20 protein-coding genes are annotated in these 16,245 nt (G+C 69.6%); 9 read left to right on the top strand and 11 right to left on the bottom strand.

What is annotated here, in order from left to right:
• Positions 1-118: 118 nt before the first annotated feature.
• Positions 119-1,138, top strand: coding sequence for a TrmH family RNA methyltransferase (locus tag ABZS58_RS49315; protein ID WP_354791601.1), 1,020 nt, complete (start codon positions 119-121; stop codon positions 1,136-1,138).
• A gap of 190 nt (positions 1,139-1,328) precedes the next feature.
• Positions 1,329-1,535, top strand: coding sequence for a hypothetical protein (locus ABZS58_RS49320; protein WP_354791603.1), 207 nt, complete (start codon positions 1,329-1,331; stop codon positions 1,533-1,535).
• 68 nt (positions 1,536-1,603) lie between these two features.
• Here ABZS58_RS49320 and ABZS58_RS49325 read toward each other — a convergent pair whose 3' ends face one another.
• The 4 genes from ABZS58_RS49325 to ABZS58_RS49340 all read right to left on the bottom strand — a co-directional run bounded on the left by ABZS58_RS49325 (position 1,604) and on the right by ABZS58_RS49340 (position 4,838).
• The gene (locus ABZS58_RS49325) at positions 1,604-2,422 is read right to left on the bottom strand and encodes a hypothetical protein (RefSeq protein ID WP_354791605.1); all 819 of its coding nucleotides are present in this window, start codon (positions 2,420-2,422) and stop codon (positions 1,604-1,606) included.
• Entirely contained in the window at positions 2,415-2,921 is a 507-nt protein-coding gene (locus ABZS58_RS49330; RefSeq protein ID WP_354791607.1) for a SigE family RNA polymerase sigma factor, read from the bottom strand. Before ABZS58_RS49330 ends, ABZS58_RS49325 begins: the two co-directional genes overlap by 8 nt.
• Positions 2,922-3,423: 502 nt before the next feature.
• Positions 3,424-4,431: a hypothetical protein gene (locus ABZS58_RS49335; protein WP_354791608.1), complete on the bottom strand. Its 1,008-nt coding sequence runs from the start codon at positions 4,429-4,431 to the stop codon at positions 3,424-3,426.
• Between the two features lie 56 nt (positions 4,432-4,487).
• Complete coding sequence (locus tag ABZS58_RS49340) at positions 4,488-4,838, bottom strand: helix-turn-helix transcriptional regulator (protein ID WP_354791610.1); 351 nt, start codon at positions 4,836-4,838, stop codon at positions 4,488-4,490.
• A 371-nt stretch (positions 4,839-5,209) separates the two neighbouring features.
• Here ABZS58_RS49340 and ABZS58_RS49345 point away from each other — a divergent pair, with 371 nt between their 5' ends.
• The 3 genes from ABZS58_RS49345 to ABZS58_RS49355 all read left to right on the top strand — a co-directional run bounded on the left by ABZS58_RS49345 (position 5,210) and on the right by ABZS58_RS49355 (position 8,244).
• Entirely contained in the window at positions 5,210-5,686 is a 477-nt protein-coding gene (locus ABZS58_RS49345; RefSeq protein WP_354791612.1) for a hypothetical protein, read from the top strand.
• Between the two features lie 521 nt (positions 5,687-6,207).
• Positions 6,208-7,647, top strand: coding sequence for an ATP-binding protein (locus ABZS58_RS49350; RefSeq protein WP_354791613.1), 1,440 nt, complete (start codon positions 6,208-6,210; stop codon positions 7,645-7,647).
• A gap of 129 nt (positions 7,648-7,776) precedes the next feature.
• Entirely contained in the window at positions 7,777-8,244 is a 468-nt protein-coding gene (locus ABZS58_RS49355; protein ID WP_354791614.1) for a hypothetical protein, read from the top strand.
• Positions 8,245-8,330: 86 nt separating this feature from the next.
• Here the strand turns inward: ABZS58_RS49355 and ABZS58_RS49360 are convergent, their stop codons facing one another.
• From ABZS58_RS49360 to ABZS58_RS49370, 3 genes are all read right to left on the bottom strand, one after another.
• A complete protein-coding gene (locus ABZS58_RS49360) occupies positions 8,331-8,765 on the bottom strand; it encodes a hypothetical protein (protein WP_354791615.1) in 435 nt (144 codons plus the stop codon).
• A 652-nt stretch (positions 8,766-9,417) separates the two neighbouring features.
• Positions 9,418-10,215, bottom strand: coding sequence for a maleylpyruvate isomerase N-terminal domain-containing protein (locus ABZS58_RS49365; protein ID WP_354791617.1), 798 nt, complete (start codon positions 10,213-10,215; stop codon positions 9,418-9,420).
• A complete protein-coding gene (locus ABZS58_RS49370; protein ID WP_354791618.1) occupies positions 10,212-10,823 on the bottom strand; it encodes a TetR/AcrR family transcriptional regulator in 612 nt (203 codons plus the stop codon). The genes ABZS58_RS49365 and ABZS58_RS49370 overlap by 4 nt, the downstream gene beginning before the upstream one ends.
• 174 nt (positions 10,824-10,997) lie before the next feature.
• Between ABZS58_RS49370 and ABZS58_RS49375 the strand changes: the two genes are divergently transcribed.
• Positions 10,998-11,126 (top strand): hypothetical protein, encoded by a 129-nt coding sequence (locus ABZS58_RS49375; RefSeq protein WP_354791620.1) that lies wholly within the window; start codon positions 10,998-11,000, stop codon positions 11,124-11,126.
• Positions 11,127-11,247: 121 nt separating this feature from the next.
• Here the strand turns inward: ABZS58_RS49375 and ABZS58_RS49380 are convergent, their stop codons facing one another.
• Together ABZS58_RS49380 and ABZS58_RS49385 are read right to left on the bottom strand one after the other, a co-directional pair.
• A complete protein-coding gene (locus ABZS58_RS49380) occupies positions 11,248-11,631 on the bottom strand; it encodes a hypothetical protein (protein WP_354791622.1) in 384 nt (127 codons plus the stop codon).
• A 571-nt stretch (positions 11,632-12,202) separates the two neighbouring features.
• Positions 12,203-13,093: a septum formation family protein gene (locus ABZS58_RS49385; protein WP_354791624.1), complete on the bottom strand. Its 891-nt coding sequence runs from the start codon at positions 13,091-13,093 to the stop codon at positions 12,203-12,205.
• A gap of 57 nt (positions 13,094-13,150) precedes the next feature.
• On the opposite strand from ABZS58_RS49385, the gene ABZS58_RS49390 reads away from it, so the two are divergent.
• From ABZS58_RS49390 to ABZS58_RS49400, 3 genes are all read left to right on the top strand, one after another.
• Positions 13,151-13,450, top strand: coding sequence for a hypothetical protein (locus ABZS58_RS49390; protein WP_354791625.1), 300 nt, complete (start codon positions 13,151-13,153; stop codon positions 13,448-13,450).
• Between the two features lie 54 nt (positions 13,451-13,504).
• A complete protein-coding gene (locus ABZS58_RS49395; RefSeq protein WP_354791627.1) occupies positions 13,505-14,305 on the top strand; it encodes a hypothetical protein in 801 nt (266 codons plus the stop codon).
• A gap of 83 nt (positions 14,306-14,388) precedes the next feature.
• Entirely contained in the window at positions 14,389-15,255 is an 867-nt protein-coding gene (locus ABZS58_RS49400) for a S41 family peptidase (RefSeq protein WP_354791629.1), read from the top strand.
• A gap of 132 nt (positions 15,256-15,387) precedes the next feature.
• On the opposite strand, the gene ABZS58_RS49405 is transcribed toward ABZS58_RS49400, so the two are convergent.
• Both ABZS58_RS49405 and ABZS58_RS49410 read right to left on the bottom strand, forming a co-directional pair.
• Entirely contained in the window at positions 15,388-16,029 is a 642-nt protein-coding gene (locus ABZS58_RS49405) for a hypothetical protein (protein WP_354791630.1), read from the bottom strand.
• A gap of 9 nt (positions 16,030-16,038) precedes the next feature.
• Positions 16,039-16,245 (bottom strand): hypothetical protein (locus tag ABZS58_RS49410; protein WP_354791632.1); only part of this gene is annotated, 207 nt, incomplete at its 5' end.

Consider the following 16,245-nt stretch of genomic DNA (forward strand, 5'->3'; position numbering starts at 1 on the left):
CGATCGGGATGCATAGCCCCGTCCGGTTTGAGCATTCCCTGACAGGAACAGCGAGAGCTGCTTAAAGCCCTGTCCACTGTTCAGGGGGAACCTCATACGCCATGCGGGCGCGGCACGCATGGGCGGCACAGTGGTGAGCCCGCGTGCCCGCCTGGTCGGTGACGGCGTGGAGAACCCCGCCAATGCGGAGGCGCTTGCCGAGGCCGCGCGGATGTTTGCGGTGCCGTGCAGCTTCCGCGACAGCCGCGGTCTCGCCGAGCACCTTCCGGAGCTGTCCACCGTGGACACCGCTGCGCTGCTCGGTGGCGCGGGCCCGCTCATCGCTGTGGACAACGCGCCGAGGGCGGAGTCGGTGTACCGTGCTGGAACGCTCCATAGTGGAGCGTCCATCGTGGTCGGCAACGAGCGCCGCGGCATCCGGCCGGACGTCCTACGCGCCGCGGCGAAGACGGTGCAGATCCCGATGCCGGGCCGCGGCGTGAACACCCTCAACGTGGCCACCGCCGCGGCCGTGGCCCTGTACTACCTGCTCGACGCGCACGGCCGCCGCCAGGCACGCGCCCCGCGCCCCGAGTCGCACCGCCCGACCCTGCTGCTCGCCGTGCCGCGCGACCACGTCGAGGCCGGCAGCTCACTGCGTTCGGCGGCCGCGTTCGGCTGGCAGACCGTCGTGGTCGACGACCGCGAGAAGGTGTGGTTCGGCACGCCGCGCCCGGTCCGCAACGAGGCCCGAGCCGCCGCGCGCAGCCACCGCAACCCGCTGCACGTCGTCCCGGGCGGCGACGCCTGGTCGTCGCCGCCCGGCAGCCGGGTCGTCGTCTGCGCACCGGACGTCGACGGGCCGCCCCTGCACCGCACCGAGCTGACCGGCCCTGGCACCGTGCTCGTCATCCCGGACGGCGACGGCTGGGAACCTCGGCCGGGCGCCGAGTTCGCCCGCGTCGCCGTGCCGGGCGCCGCCGGCCGCTACCGCCTCCTCACCGGCATCGTGCTCGCCGAGGCGGCCCGCCAGCTCGGCACCCGGACCGCCGGAGCGCCCCGCCCACCTCGGCGCGGCATGTCGTACGGCAGCGGCCTGGACCTGACCGCCCCGCCGGACACCGACCTGGTTCAACCATGGGAACTTACCCACTACTGAGCTGCACGGCCCAGGCGCTCAGTTGACCTGGTTTGCCAGCCGGAACTCGCCGGCTACTGCGCCGCAGGGTCCAGGCGGTCGGCGAACGCGGCCAGTCGCGTCGCGCGGGCGCGTTCGCCGGCCGACGGTTCGGAGGGCGGACTTGGTCGCGCGTCAGTGCGCGTGGAAGGTGGTGAGAACGGCGCGGGCCGTGGCCCTGCTCGTGGAGATGGACGCAAGGAGCGCCGCCGCCCGGCTCACCGACCTGGCCGAACGCGACGATCGCTGCAGCACGAGCGGCATCTGGGACGACACTGTATGGCAGGACGAGCAGTTCCAGCGGGAGCTGTGGGAAGCGGCGGCAGCGCTGTCGGATGAGCCGAAGCGGACATGCGATCAGTGGAATCCGGCGCGCTGAACCGCTGCAAGAACGACACCGGCCGGTTGGCCTCCGTGGCACCCGGCCGGTGTCGCTTCAACGGCGCCTCAGCCGGTGAGCCGGGCGGCCGCCTTGCGGCCCAGATCCTTCGCGGCGGCGTCGGGCAGCGGGCCCTTCGTCCAGATCAGCGCGACCATCTCGCCGTGGCGGACGATGAGGTACCGCGATGAGAGACCCTCGATGTTGAAGTCGACGAGCAGCGCGTCGTCGCCGGCGAAGCGCTCCGCGGCGAGGTCCACCTTGGTGTCGAGCCGGGCCGGGTCGCAGTCCCGCACGTGGGCGCGGATGCCGTCGAGGTACGCCGCTGCCGTGTTCCGCGGGAACAGACCGACCCACTGTCTGTAGGAGTCGGAGCCTTTCCGCAGGTCCCTGGTCTGCCGGTTGTCGGTGAGGCCGGACGCCCAGCCGTTGCCTGCGCACTGCACTGCGGAGAAGGTCGCCTCGATGATCCAGTCGCCGTCGCCGTTGTCGACGCGGGTGGAGGCCCACCCGCTGCCCAGGTCGGACGGCTGCAGGAACCGGGCAGCGGTGACCGACGCCGGCGCCGCGCCCGTCGACCCTTGGGAAGGCGCCCCGGTCGGTCCTTGGGAAGGCGCCTCGGTGGGACTGGGTGAATCCGGCGGCGGAGTGCTGGACGCCGCCGGTGGGCTGCTGCTGCCGCCGGGCACGGGCGGTGGTGCCGCGCGATCCGCGCCGGCCACGGCGACCCCCCCGACAACGACGGCGACCGCGGTGAACGCCGCCGCGGCCGTGGCGATCCTTGTGCGCCGGGTCCGGCGGCGGGCACGGTCCCGCAACTCGTCGGCCGGGGCCCATCGCACCGACCCGGCGTCGGCGATCATGCTGTCGAACAGCGGGTCAGGCATGGGTGATCTCCCCCGAAAGGTCCCTGCCGAGCAGGGTCGCCAGTCTGTTCCGGCCGCGGACGAGCCGGGCCTTGATCGTGTTCGCCGGTGTACCGGTCTGCCGCGCGATGTCAGCGACGGAAAGGTCGAGCAGATGGTGCAGCGTGACGGCTTCCCGATCCACCTCCGGCAGCAGCTTCAGCGCGGCGACCAGCGCGACGGTGTTCTCGTCCGGCGGCGCCACCGGCTCCCGCACGCCGTACAACCGGTGCGCGACCAGCCGGTTCCTGGCCTTGCGCCATCGGCTGATGCTCAACCGGTACGCCACCGTCCGCACCCACGCCTCCGGGTCGTCGTACCCACCGACCGCTGACCACCGCTGCCAAGCCCGCACATACGCCTCCTGCGCGGTGTCCTGCGCTTCGGCGCGGTCACCCGTCATCGCAAGGAGAAACGTGACGACGCGCTGGCGGCTGCTGCGGTAGAACTCGTTGAAACTGTCTTCCGGCTGAGCGTCCACCTGGCCTCCTCCCCCTGTCGAGGAGTAACACCCCCGGGCACGCCGCCAGGTTGCCGGTCGGCGGCACCAACCTCCGGCGTCGTGGCAGGATGGCCGACGATGACGACTGACCCCGGCGGTCCGCTGAGGTGGGGCGGACGTCGACCCGGCCGCTCATCCGTTCGATGCCGGCATCGTGCCCGCCGTGGTCCGTGTGGGTGCCCCGGCTGAGCTGCCTCCGCCGTACGACCGCGGCTTGAACGACGAGTGCCGGGCGTGGGTTGCCGCGATGACGCTGGGGCTCGTCAAGCGGCCGGTCCGTGGCGTCGTGGAGGAGGGTGTCGGTCACCTCGAGCAGGTTCGCGCGTCCCTCGGAGCTGCCCGACTGCGCGACGAACATCAGCGGGCCGGACACGGCGACGCTATCCGTGCCGAATGCTGCGGTCAGGTCGGCGCAGACGGCCGCGCATGCCGCCGATCGTGCGCGTGCGTCGTCAGGTCCCAGTGGGTGCGGTGTCGTGGACTACGCGGAATTTGACGGGGCGCCGCAGGTCGGGCAATGGGCCGCCGCGGCGGGCAGCGGCCGACCACCTGCTGAGTGGCGACCTCGCGCGGCGATGGCCAGGAGCAGCAGTGCCGGTCCCACCGCGGCGACCAGTATCGCAGCGACGGCCATGGATGACCACACCGGGACGAGGGGCCGGCCGGGGCCGGCGTCGTCGAGCATCGCACCGAGTGGGTTCAATGCGAGCATGCCGATCGGCGTGAGCAGGATCAGCAGCGCCCAGACACCGCGGTAGTCGTGCCGGGCGGCCAGGCCGAGCGCGAGCAGCGTCGCGCCGATCAGCAGCGTCACCCCGGCGGCCGGCAATGCCGTAGCGGCGGGCAGGTAGTAGTCGCCGTAGAAGTTCAGGCGCAGTTCCGCGGCAACGGTGACCGGCACGGTCAACGCTGCGGCGGCGAGCGGCGTCAGCCGAACCCACCGGCGGTGCCGTGTGGCGGCGCCCACCGCGACGATACCGAGGACGAACTGGGGCAGCAGCACGATCAGCGGTGGGCGGGGCATTCCGGTCAGCATCGCGGCCGGCACGACACCCGCGGTGACCAGCACGGCGAGGAACGCCGCACGGCGAAACCACCGGCCGGGAGCGACGACGTACACGACGGCCGTCAGCAACCAGACCGCCCACGCCGCTACCCCGAGGGACATGAAAGGCCCGGTATACCTAAACCGGAACACTGTGGGTGCCAGCGCCTCGAAGATCGCCCACCCGCTCGCGAACGCGCTCGTGGTCGTCAGTGCGAGCAGGCCGGCGAGCCGGAAGCCGGGGCCGAGGCCGAGTGCGGTCCGTAGGTGCTGGCGCAGCCCACCGGCCGCGAGGTCCGCGATGTCGGCCCGCGAGGGTCTCCTACGGTCGGGCGCGGCCAGGGACAGGTAGGTGTCCACCAGCTCCGAGCCACGCCTCCGCCGATAGTCGGCCGGATAGAACAGCGCCGTCCAGCGTGCATAGCGCCGTTCGAGATCGGTCATCGCAGGGTGTCCTTGACCATGCCGTTCCGGGCGGTCCGGACGGCGTTCCGGCGGGCTCATGCGAGTCCTCGGCTCAGGCGGGGCGCGGCCTTGGCGGCGCGCAGCCGGGTGGTTGCCGCCTTGACGTTGCGGCGCATGCGTTCGGTCTCGGCGGCCAGCACCTCGCCGCCCGGCTCGGTGAGCCGGTAGTAGCGGCGTAGCCGGCCGTCGACGATCTCCTCGTGGTCGACGCCCACCAGGCCCGCGTCGACCAGCCGGTCCAGCGCGCCGTACAGCGTGCCGGGCCGCAGCGAGATGCGGCCGTCGGACAGCCGGGCCACCTCGGCGATCAGGCCGTAGCCGTGCATCGGCTCGCCGACGAGAGCGGTGAGGATCAGGAATGTGGGTTCACGCAGTGGGGTTTCCACGCGGTCCAATATATCGGCTGCGAAGGTATGATGGAACCTCGCCACCGCCGGACAATCCTCGTTCCACGATCTTGGTGCACGCATCTGCCGCTACGGGCGCCCATAGCTGGATCACGTTTCCGCACATGCCGCGCTCGGGCGCTCCCGTTCGACGGCGGTCGTCACGCTGCGTACGCCGTTTCAGCCGGACGCACTGACGGATCCGCTGCGCATTCGTGCCGAATTGAGGATGCGGCCGTTCAACCCGTCGGGCCCGAATATAGGGCTGGCCGTTGCCCCGTTCTCCAGGCACGTGGCACCGCCTGCTGGCGGACGTGTCGTACAACGGTGACTGGAGCACCCACCGATCTGCGTTCAGGGGGAACTGTCCGGTGAACTTCAGCGAGATCTTCGGGCCTATCGTCACGTTGGTGCTCGCCATCGGCGCAGGCCTGTTCAGCCTGAACAACGTTCGTCGCACCGACTTCGAACGCGTCAGGCAACTTCATGCGGATCTGACCACCGGACCGGTGTCCGAAGCCAGACACGTCGTGGGCACCGCGTTTGATGACCCCGCGCGGGGCGACCACGTCCAGCTCACACTTGCCGAACTAGAAGCGCTGTATATTGTGCTGTGGTCGTTCGAACGCATCGATGTTGCCCGGGACACGCTGCTCGGACGGTGGCGTTGGCTACCTAGAGCAGCAAATCCCCGTAGAACGCTCGACGCAAGCGTTAAAAAACATGTACGAATGTACCTCGGCTATCTTGACAGAGCCTACGTCGGGCAGCAGAAGCTCGTCCTTCGAACGGACTCCTCCGAAGCCGGCATTTTGCGGCTTGCCCGACGAATCGGTCTGCATGCATAGCAACTGGCGGCCTGCTGCTTGTACGGGAGCTTTGTCAGCAGCGCGAACACAGAAGTAAACGCCGCTTATCTGGCCACTCTTCTCGGTCACCCCGACACGCAGACCTCGCCCACTACTGATCACACGCACCGTGGGGTCGACGCTTGATCAAGCACACGCACATGCCGCCGAGGGGTGAGCGCGAGTTCGACCGCGTCCGTCACACCGCGTGAGGAGGCCACGCGGCGACCGGCGCACTGATCTGCCGATGTGCGTGCACGTGATCATCTGGACGGCGACCCCTACAACGGCGCCTGCGTTCTGGACCAGTCGCTGCTGCTGCGGCCGAGGTCCGGCCCGGGCGCCGCACGCCGGTCGGTTGGTCAGGCGGCGCTCAGGTGGCCGGGACCGTGACCCTGGGTCCCAGCAGATCCCCTGTTGGTTCGCAGCCGGGCTCAAGGTTGCCGGTTGCACCATATTGGATGCGTTTGGTATCGCAGGCAACGCCCGGTATCGGCCGCCGGGTCCCGCCGTGGCCGGGTATGGCCGACGTGCTCGGCCGGACGCCGCTGAGCGTCAAGCTCGTCGTGGCGGTGCTCGGGCTGGTCACCAGCGCCGTGACGGTCGTGGGCGCGGCCACCGTCACCGCGTTGCGCGAGGAGCTCACCGGCCGCATCGACCGCCAGCTCGCCGACCTCGGCGACCAGGCCCGCAAGCAGATCACCGCCGGGCACACCGAGCTGCAATTCCCGGTACCGGAAGGCCAGGAAGAGAGCCTGAAGTTCCCCGACCTGTTCCTCATCGAGTCGCTGGACACCGACCGCAGGCTGGTCAGCTCGTTGCCGCGCCAGCTGCCCGCGGACCCGCCCGACCTCAAGCGCGCCGACCTGTCCAGGACCGGGCCGTTCACGGTACGCGGCCTGCACGGCACGATGCGGTGGCGGGTCCTCTCCGTCAGCGCGCCGGGCGGCCAGCACATCGTCATCGGCGCCCAGCTGTCCGATGTGGACGGTACCGTCGGCCGGCTGGTCTGGTTCGTGCTGCTGGTCGGGCTGAGCATCGTCGCGACGGTGGCCGTCCTGGCCGTCTGGCTAATCCAGGCCAGCCTGCGGCCGCTCGCCCAGATCGAGCAGACCACGGCGGTGATCGCGGCTGGCGACCTGTCCCGGCGGGCGCCCGAACTCGACCCGCGCACCGAGGTCGGCCGGCTGGGCCGGGCGTTCAACCTGATGATCGAGCAGATCGAGGACGCCTTCGCGGCCCGGTCGGCGTCCGAGGCGACCGCCCGCTCGTCGGAGGAGAAGATGCGCCGGTTCGTCGCCGATGCCTCGCACGAGCTGCGCACGCCGCTCACCATCATTCGTGGGTTCGCCGAGCTGTACCGCCAGGGCGCCGTCCAGGACCCGCAGGAGGCCGCCGGGCTGGTGGGGCGCATCGAGGACCAGGCCCGGCGGATGGCCGTGCTCGTCGAGGATCTGCTGCTATTGGCCCGCCTCGACCAGCAGCGCCCGCTGGCCGTGGAGCCGGTCGACCTGGTGGCGCTCGCCTCCGACGTCATCGAGGGCTTCCACGCTGTGGCGCGCGACCGACCGCTCGCGCTGGACGTCGCCACGCCGGCGCCGCTGGTCGTCACCGGCGACGAGCAACGGCTGCGCCAGGTCATCGCCAACCTCGTCGCCAACGCCCTCACGCACACAGGCGTCGACGCCGACGTGACGGTGCGGTTGTCGCGCCGCCCCGGGCAGGCCGTGGTCGAGGTGACCGACACCGGGCCCGGGCTCGGCCCCAACGAGGCGCAGCACGTCTTCGAGCGGTTCTACCGCGCGGACCCGGCCCGCACCCGGACCAGCGAGAGGACCGGCACCGGATTGGGCTTGGCGATCGTCGCAGCGATCGTCGCCGCGCACGCGGGAACCGCCGAGGTCGAGAGCGACCCGGGCCGGGCCACCACGTTCCGCGTGCTGCTCTCGGCCTCCGAGTAGCAATCAGGCCAGTAGGGCCAGGAGGTGGCGCAGCATCTATGCGATGCGCCAGCGGCCCGCGGTCGGCGTCGTCAGCGCATCCGCGGTCAGATTGATCATGTCTGACGCTGATCAGGCATGCTGGGTTCCGTGAGCGATGGGTACATCCGTTTGATCCCGACCGATCGGGAGTGGCAGCCCACGCAGGAGAACGCCGCTGCGGCAACGGCCTACGTGGCGCGGCTGTTCTCCGGCCCCGAGGACGACGTCGAGGAGGTCGAGCATGAGTTCTACGACCGGATCACGGTGATCGATGCTGGCGAGAACACCACCCGGATCTCCTGCCCGAACTGCGACGGGGACATTGACGTGTACTGGTTTTTCGACCTGCTTGAGGAGAACGGCGAGAGCTTCGACAGCCTGAACGTCTCGGTGCCCTGCTGTGGCGCGGTCGTTGCCCTGGACTCGCTGCGTTACGACTGGCCGGTCGGGTTCGCCCGGTTCGAGGTATGCGCCATGAACCCGAGCCGCGCGAGGTACGAACTCGACGCCGAGGAACTCGACGAGCTGGCTGCGCTGCTCGGCCATCCGATCGCCCAGATACTCGCTCATTACTGACGAACCGGCCGCGCAGTCGGCACCTGTCGCTCGAAGGCGTGGACCAACCCAACGCACCCAAGATCAGCTGCGCTGTCATGCCGCGGTCAGCGCGGTGATGTACCTCGAGGGACGGTGTAGCCGCCCGCCGGCGCCGGGTCGTCCACGGGCTGGGGACCGGTCGCCCTCCAGGAGTCCCAGCCCGGGTGTACGTCGTTGCGGGTCATGGACGCCGAGCGGCGTCGGTGCAGGCCATAGCTCGTCATGAGCAGGGCCATGCCGGCCGAATCCATGATCCAATAGGTGCCTGCCAGCAGTTGGTCGTACTCGCCGGTGCGCGCCAGCACCAGTGTCGCCCATGCGTTGAACGCCCATGCGCCGAGGATCGCGGTGCCGCCCAGCATGATGAGGATACCCCCGCCGACGCGTCGCACGACGTAGGCCAGCAACGCCACGCCGGCGACCGAGAGTCCGATGGTGACGATCGCCAGCTCCTCGGCCCAACCGGTGAGACCGTGACGGTTCTCGACCACCCCCACCACGCTTTGGCCGACCATCACGATGCCGCGGCGCCGAGCTTCCGTGCAGGATCGGCATCGATCAGGAACGACGCGATGACCGTCAGAAGGAAGAACGCCCAGATCACTTCGAAGATCACGCAGTATTCAAACACGCCCGCTACGCCGCGACCAGTTGCCCGCACCGGCGTCTGAGGACGACGTCCGGCGGGTAGAGGCGGCGATCGGATTTCCGTTGCCGCCGTTGGTGCGGCGGATCTTCCTGGAGTCCGCGGATGGCGGGATCGGTCCCCGCGGGGGATCGAGGGCGTCGCCGAAGGTTGGTTTCCGTTCGGTGAGTTGACGGACTGGGCGGAGAGTCCACCGGGCCGGTCCCGCTGTGGTGACGCCAAGACAGAGGCCCGCCGTTGGTCGGCAGCGACCCGACGACGAGGACAGCGCCCGGTACCGAACCGAAGCCACCTTCGACGGAACGGGTCCTGGAGTTCGCCGAGACCGGAGAACCGAGGCGTCCGACGACGATCATGGCATCCGCACATGCCACTGGTGGCGCGCGATGCCGGGACGCTGGTCGTCACAACGAGCGACGGCCCCGGTGACGTCGAGGCTTCCTATCCTGCCGAGATGCGCAGGTCCGGTCTTGTCGGGGGCAGTGCGCGTTGTCGGATGCGCGGTGTCAGAACGGCACCGCGGTGGTGAGGAGTCCGGCGGGCTCGACGTCCGGTGTGACGGCGGGTCGGCCGGACGCGACGCGGCAGAAGTCCAGGGCGTCCAGGCGGATCGGATCGCCGGTTCCGTTGGACCAGTGACCGCCCGCGGGCCCGGTCAGGTGCAGCGTGTATGGCCTGCCGTGACGTTCGGCCCACTCGTGCACGACGCCGTCGATGATGCGACCTTCGTGTTCGCCGGTGATCTGGGGTGCGAGACCGGTCGCGGCGTGGATGTCCAGGCGGTGCATGAACGGGTCGCGGGTCAGGACGACGTCGATGAGATAGCCGAGCGTCCAGCGCTCCAGCCGGCCGTTGACGAGTTGGCGTTCGGAAAGCGTCCGGCGGCGGACGACGGCTGGTATCCGCTGGCGCCCGCGCACCGCTTTCGGGGCAAGCGTGCGGTACTTGCCGATGAGTTCGTCAACCGTCAGCCCGGCGTTGCGGCGCACCTGTAACGCGGTCAGCTCGTCGATCGACACTGGCGCGCCGGCGCTTCGAGCCGCCCGCTGCGCGGCGATCTGCTGGCGGACGAGCTGGGCGATGCTGCCCATCATCTCCATCATGCCGACCATGTGACCTGCGGTCGCCCGGACGTCCCACCCGGTGTTGACGGTCGGTGCGGACCACTGCTCGGCGGAAAGTTGGGTCAGGAGTTGCTCGCCACGGTGGTATTCCGTGACCGCGAGCTGCGTGGCCAGGTCGTGGTCGATCGACGCTGTCCGCGGCGCGGACCGGCTGATCTCAGGTGTCCGGGTTGTGGTCATGGTCGGCTCCCTTCGCTGGTGATGCCGAGGTTGTCGGCGAACATGTCGATGGCGCGATCCAGTAGCCGGGACCACCGTTCGCCGCCCGGATCGTTGGCGAGCTGGGCGGTGACCAGGCCGTCGACGATCGCGACGAACAGGTCGAGGTCGTCCTGGCCGTCCACGCCGTGCTGGCGCATGCGGGCGGCGAAGTGCTCCATCACCGCAACCGATGATGCGTACGCGGCGTCGCTCGGTGTGAAGTCAGGAATGGTCCGCAGGCTCATCAGCTGATGGCGGGCCGGAAACGCGACCGCGAAGTCGAAGTAGACCCGGGCGTAGTGCCGCATCGCGGCCCGGCTGGTCTTCGGCTCGCTCGCCCGGGCGGCCGCTTCGTACTCCTGGTACTGGGTCCAGGCATCGCCGAACATCGCGTCGTAGATGGCGTTCTTGGACGCGAAGTGGGTGTAGAGCGACGGCGCCCGCATCCCCACCGACTCGGCCACGTCGCGCAAGGTCACCTGGGCGAGGCCGTTGTCGCGGGCGAGCCGCCAAGCGGCATCGACGATCTCACGCCGCGTCTCCGAACGCCGTTCGGTTTTCCTATCGCGCTTAGTTTCACCTAACACAGTTAGGAGTGTGCGCCACGGTGTTCTGACTCGTCAAGCGGTTTCGACGGACAGATTGCATCGTCAGCACATCGGTCGTGGCGCGCAGCGCGGCCGGTACCTCGGGATCGGGCTGGCGTTTGCGGGTTCGCGGTCGCGTTCATCGGTCGCCGGATCGACCGTCAACGCGAGCCCGTGATCGTCCGCGCCGGGCCTACGCCCGCACCTGCAGCTGCCGATCTCACCATCGCGAACATGGACTTCGACGAGCTTGCCGACGCAGCGGACGAGTCCCGCACGTATCGCGGCGTCGACGGCGAGTAGCTCCCGACGCCAAGGTCAGATGCGCGGATCCGCCGATCGAGCGTGGCGGCCTGCCAGGGGCCCTTGATCGGGTATCAGGTGCATGCGTAGCCGCGATCCGGTGTGGTTTTCTTGCAGCAGTTCAGCCGACTGTTCGAAGGAACGTCGCGTCGTTGAAGCCCAGGTCACGCATCTTTTTGGCGGAGAAAACGACCATGATCTCGTCGGCGGGAATGAACGCGCCGGCGTTGGGGAATTGTGGCATGCCAGCGACGAACCACACCGCTGTGGCGGGGAAGTCTAGGCGGACCGCGACCGGGACATCGATCGAGTACGCCGTGCCGATGACGCTACCGTCGGCGCGCCTGCCAGGCCTGATTTGCAGCCGCTGCCAATGGCACTCGGCGGCGCGGACCGGCGATCCCAGACACGAGGTGAAGGCCCGCATGCCAGCAGCGTCGGGACCGACTCGCTGCGGGCCCTCGTCGCTCGATGCCCGGCGATATTCGATCGGCTCGTCGAGCACCTCGACACCGTACGGGTAGAACGTGTCGGTCCAGGTGATCGTGACCGGTCCCAGGTCGGTGCCGAGTCGACGCCCATGACGGCGTGATGCCAATCGCCGTAGTCCCACGGCGCCGGCTCCGGGCCGACGGTGTACACGTCCCAGTAGTCGACCGCAGTCAGGCGCCGGCCCGGCAGGGCGCGCAGCGTGCCCTCAAAACGATCTCGCGCACGCTTGACGTCATCGGCTGTTCCCACTCCGCTGATGATCCACTGGTCGAGTGCCTGCCGCATCTCGGTTACGCCGGACTGGAAGGCTCGATCGGGCACACGGATCTGCCGCCGAGCGAGCGCGCCGCCGGCCGGGCCGGTGTGACTCTCCGTATGTAGTGCGCATGCCCGGGGAACGACCCGGCACTCACTGAACTGCCGATGAGCCGTCGCGTGCTGCTGACCGGCCGGTGCTCTCGGCTCCGCAGCATGCGGCGTGCTGTCCCGCGTCAGCGGCGGAACTGTAATTCCATCGGACGCAGGTGGGGCGTGGCCCGTGGATGTCGCATGTGGACGGCACCGGCCGGCTCTCGACGCGTCGGTCAGGCCTTGAGGGACTTCGCGATCGGCTGCTCGACGACGAGCACGCACCGGGCGCTGCGCTCGCCGGCGTCCCAGTTGTGGTCCGACACCCGCCACCACAGGAGCCCGATCTGCTGCCCGAGCTGCGTGGCGAGGTTCGCGAAGGAGCGACCCGTGTAGCGGTCGACCAGCTGGGAGCACTGCTGGCGCAGGTGCTCGCCGGTGCCCGGGGCGGTGGCAGCGCCAGCCGGCGCGCGCACGGTCCCGATGTACTCGCCGTTGTGCGGCTGGCCGCAGGCAGCCGGCTGCATCCACAGCGGCGTACGCTTCGGGTCCGTGTTGTACACGACCGTGCCGCAGCCCAGCCCGATCGGACGCGCGCCGCGCATGCTGTCCTTGAGTGAACCGGTGCGGAACGACGACTCGTCGCTGATACCGCGCCGCTCGACGAGGTCGCAGCGGAACGCCCGGACGCCCGCGTCCCACCTCGCCTCCGTCGGCGGCAACAGCAGCAGCGCCAGCCGACCGTCGTGCCAGTCCGCGCCGAGGAACTCAGCCGCCTTCGCCTCGCACTCGGCGTACACACGCTGCACCTCGGGGTCGGCCGGCAACGTGTCACCGGGGAACGCACCCACGTGGAACGTCTCGGTCAGATGCCGCGCCCCGCAGTCCGCCACCGGATGCAGCTCGTCCACGATCAGCTCGTTGATCTTGTCGCCAGTGTACGTCGCGGTGTAGGACGTCCAGCAGTTGCCCACGACCGGTTTGGCGGCGTCACCGGCCGCCGTCGACGGCGCCACCGACGCCGACGGGCTCGCCGACACGGCCGGCGCCGGATCCTTCGCCTGCTGACACCCCGCCAGCAACGCGCCACTCACCACGAAGACCATCAGCACACCCGCAAGCCGCACCGCGACTCCCCCCGTCGCTAAATTGATCGCCAACAGTGTCCGGTACGGCGCCGCCCGGTGCAACGGGGTTCGACGTCAGGCTCAGCGGTTCGGGACCGAGAACGCCTGGACCTGGCTGGACTGCTGCATCACAAGGGCGATGACGCTGCGGCGTTTGCCCTGCTGCGCCATGCGGCGGAGCGCGGCGACGGACCGGCCTACTGGATCGTCATGCGGCTGCTGCCTCCAGCCAGCCGGGCCGCGCGGGAGGTGACCATAGCCTACGAGGCGGCGACCCCACCCGACGAGCGGCCGGTATGCGTCCTGCTGATCCCTGGCGCGTGGGAACTCGACCCGTCGGTGCTGCCTGTTGACTGAAATCCCGGTGCTCAAGGCATCCGCTCATGGCCGCCGGTCGAGCGCTGCGGCTTGGTGGCGATCGGCGCGCAACGCCACTCGATGTCGACCACCAGTTGGCAACGCCTGCCACACCGCGGCAAGTGCCTCCGGCGTCGCCATGCGCAGTCAACCGGAGATGACCTCGAGGCCGTTGTCCGTCACGATCTGACGCCATCCGAAGGCGGCGAGTGTGACGTCGACGCGGGCGCCGAACACGCGCAGGAGTTCCGGCAACGAGCCTTCATCGAAGCGCGCCGCCGTCGTTTCGAAGACCCGAATCGGCTGAGCGCCGAGCTGGTTGGCGGCTACGTGCGGCAACGCCAAACCGACCATGAGATCCCGGTCGTCGGGGACGTCGACCGCAGCGCCAAGAGCTATCGCCAGCAGACCGTGCTGGAGGCGATCCAGGGAACGTTCCCGCATCGCCAGTACCACCATCCGCAGGCCGTACGAACCAAGCTGTGTCGCATCGGATTGGTCAAGCTCTGCGATGAACACACTGCTGATCTGTGCCGGCGCACGGTCCAGGATCCCGCGAGCGTTCACATCAGCGGGACGGTGAGGTCTGTGACCAAGAACCTGCACGGCCATCCCAGCCAGCGTACTGCCGCCATGCGTTCGCCGGCATCCGCTGCTGATGAGTTCGTCGCGGAGCGTTTGGATACGCGCGATCACCTGGCGTCGGCCGATGGTGTTCTCTCTGCGGTCGAGGTACAGGCATCGGGGCTCGGCTACGCGGCCGGATATCTCGTGGCCGATCACCGCCAGGACGGTCAGCCAGCGGAAACACGGTTGTCCGTCGGACGGGTCGGTGCCGTTCACCGCCCGACCTGAGCTGTGCAGGCTGCGAAGCCGGTTCGCTGCGGGCGTAGCGGTCGAGGCTGCTGGACGCGGACCCGCTGCCCTATCGTTCGGTCATGTCCGACGTCCTGCTGGTGCATGACCTCGTCGAGCGGCTCACCGACTGGCTGCCCCGGCTGATGCCGCCCGGCGCGCGCCGAGACGCGCTCATCGCCGTGCTCACCGAACGGTTCGAGGCCGTGGATACCCCGGTCACTGGCGCCGACTGCGTGGCGATCGAACGGTGTGCGTGGACGGTCTCCCGCCATCTCAAGCTCACCCTCGAGCCCGGCGGCACCGGCCGGCCCGACACCGTGTCGCCGGGCTGGCCGGATCCCGACCCGGACGTGGTCCGAGCTCGGGCCGCGTGCGTTTCGCGGGTGCAGCGGCTGGCGGACGGCACCTGCCTCATCAGGGTCGATGACCTCGACGCCGTCAGCCTCGCCCAGCCGTATCTCGACGCCGCGTTCGCCCTCGCTCAGGGCTCGGCCCGGATCCTGCTCGACCTGCGCGCCAACGGGGGCGGCGACCCGGCAACGGTGGCGCACATCGCCGGCCGGCTGCTCGGCGATACGCCGACGCAGCTGTCCGAGGTCGTCTACCCGGACCGGCGGCGCCAGTGGTGGACACCCGCCCTGCCGGCCGGCACGAGTCTGCGGCAGCCGGTCGCCGTCCTCGTCGGCCCGGGCACGTTCTCGTCCGGCGAAGCGCTCGCATATCACCTGCAGACACGGGGCAGGGTTGCCGTCGTGGGTGAAACCACGCCCGGCGCCGCCGATCACATCACGCCGATCCGGCTGGCGCCGACGGTTCTGGCGCACCTGCCCGAGGCCTACGTCGTCGACAGCATCACCGGCACCAACTGGGAGGGCGCCGGCGTCGTGCCCGACGTCGTCAGCCCGCCCGACACGGTGATCGAGACTGCGGTGGCGGCGCTGCGCTAACGGCTGCTGGCGAGCCGGGCCAGGACATTTCGGTTGACATGACCGGTGGCAGGTGAGGCGCCGTCGCCTCTGGATGCTGTTGGGCCCGACGCACCCCGTTCTCCGGACGCCTGCCGCGCCAGCGCTATTGCGCTACCAGCACGCGCTCAGGTCGACGCTGCCCCGGGCGACGCAGCCGTAGTAGTACCTGATCTGCACTTCGAATTGCTCGATGATGCGGCTGGCTTGCTCGGGGTAGGCGGCGAGGACGCGTTCGATCTTGTCCCACACGGAGGCCAGAACCTCGGCCGTGCGGTACGCGCCGATGCCGTAGCAGGGCACGTTCGTGTGGAAGCCGTACTCGGTGTCCCCTTTGCGGTAGGCGCTGTGGTGCGCGACGTGGACCGGCACCTCCACGATCTTCTCCCAGGCGGCGTTCCTCTCGTCCCAGTCGTCGCTGAGCACGCCTGTCAGATCGATCCGTTCTGGGGTATCGGCCGCGAAGAGGAAGTGGCTGAACCAGTCCGGATCCGGGTACTTGCCGAGGTCGAGGGCGCCGAGCCGGCGCCGCTGCGCGGCAGAGAAGGTCAGGTGGGGCCAGGTAAAGCGCGCGCGAAGCTCCTCGTCAGTCAGGGTTGAGTAACTCGCCGCCGCGCTCCAGCCCGGCGCAGTGGTCGAGTCCGAATCACCGGTCTCGAACAGCAGCCCGTCGACCCACTCCTCGTCATCGGGGTGTTCGAGCAGCCGGGCGAGCAGGGCCGCAGGTATCTCTTTGTACTCCGGGTACATTCCCATCGCGCCACGCTACGGACCGCCCGCCACAGACAACTCGGCGGCCTCCCCCGCCTGGCCGGCAACTGGGCTGGCCCGCGCCGCGTTCCAGCCAGCGCTCATCATCACCGAGACATCACCACGACGCGGCACCGGTAGGCCGCTGGCGAGGTGCCTGTCGTGCAGGTCCTTTTCCAGCGGCCCCCGGCCCGAACCCGCCGTGCCCGCTTTCCGGGCAAC

Source organism: Dactylosporangium sp. NPDC005555, assembly GCF_040605635.1.
Taxonomy (GTDB): Bacteria; Actinomycetota; Actinomycetes; order Mycobacteriales; family Micromonosporaceae; genus Dactylosporangium.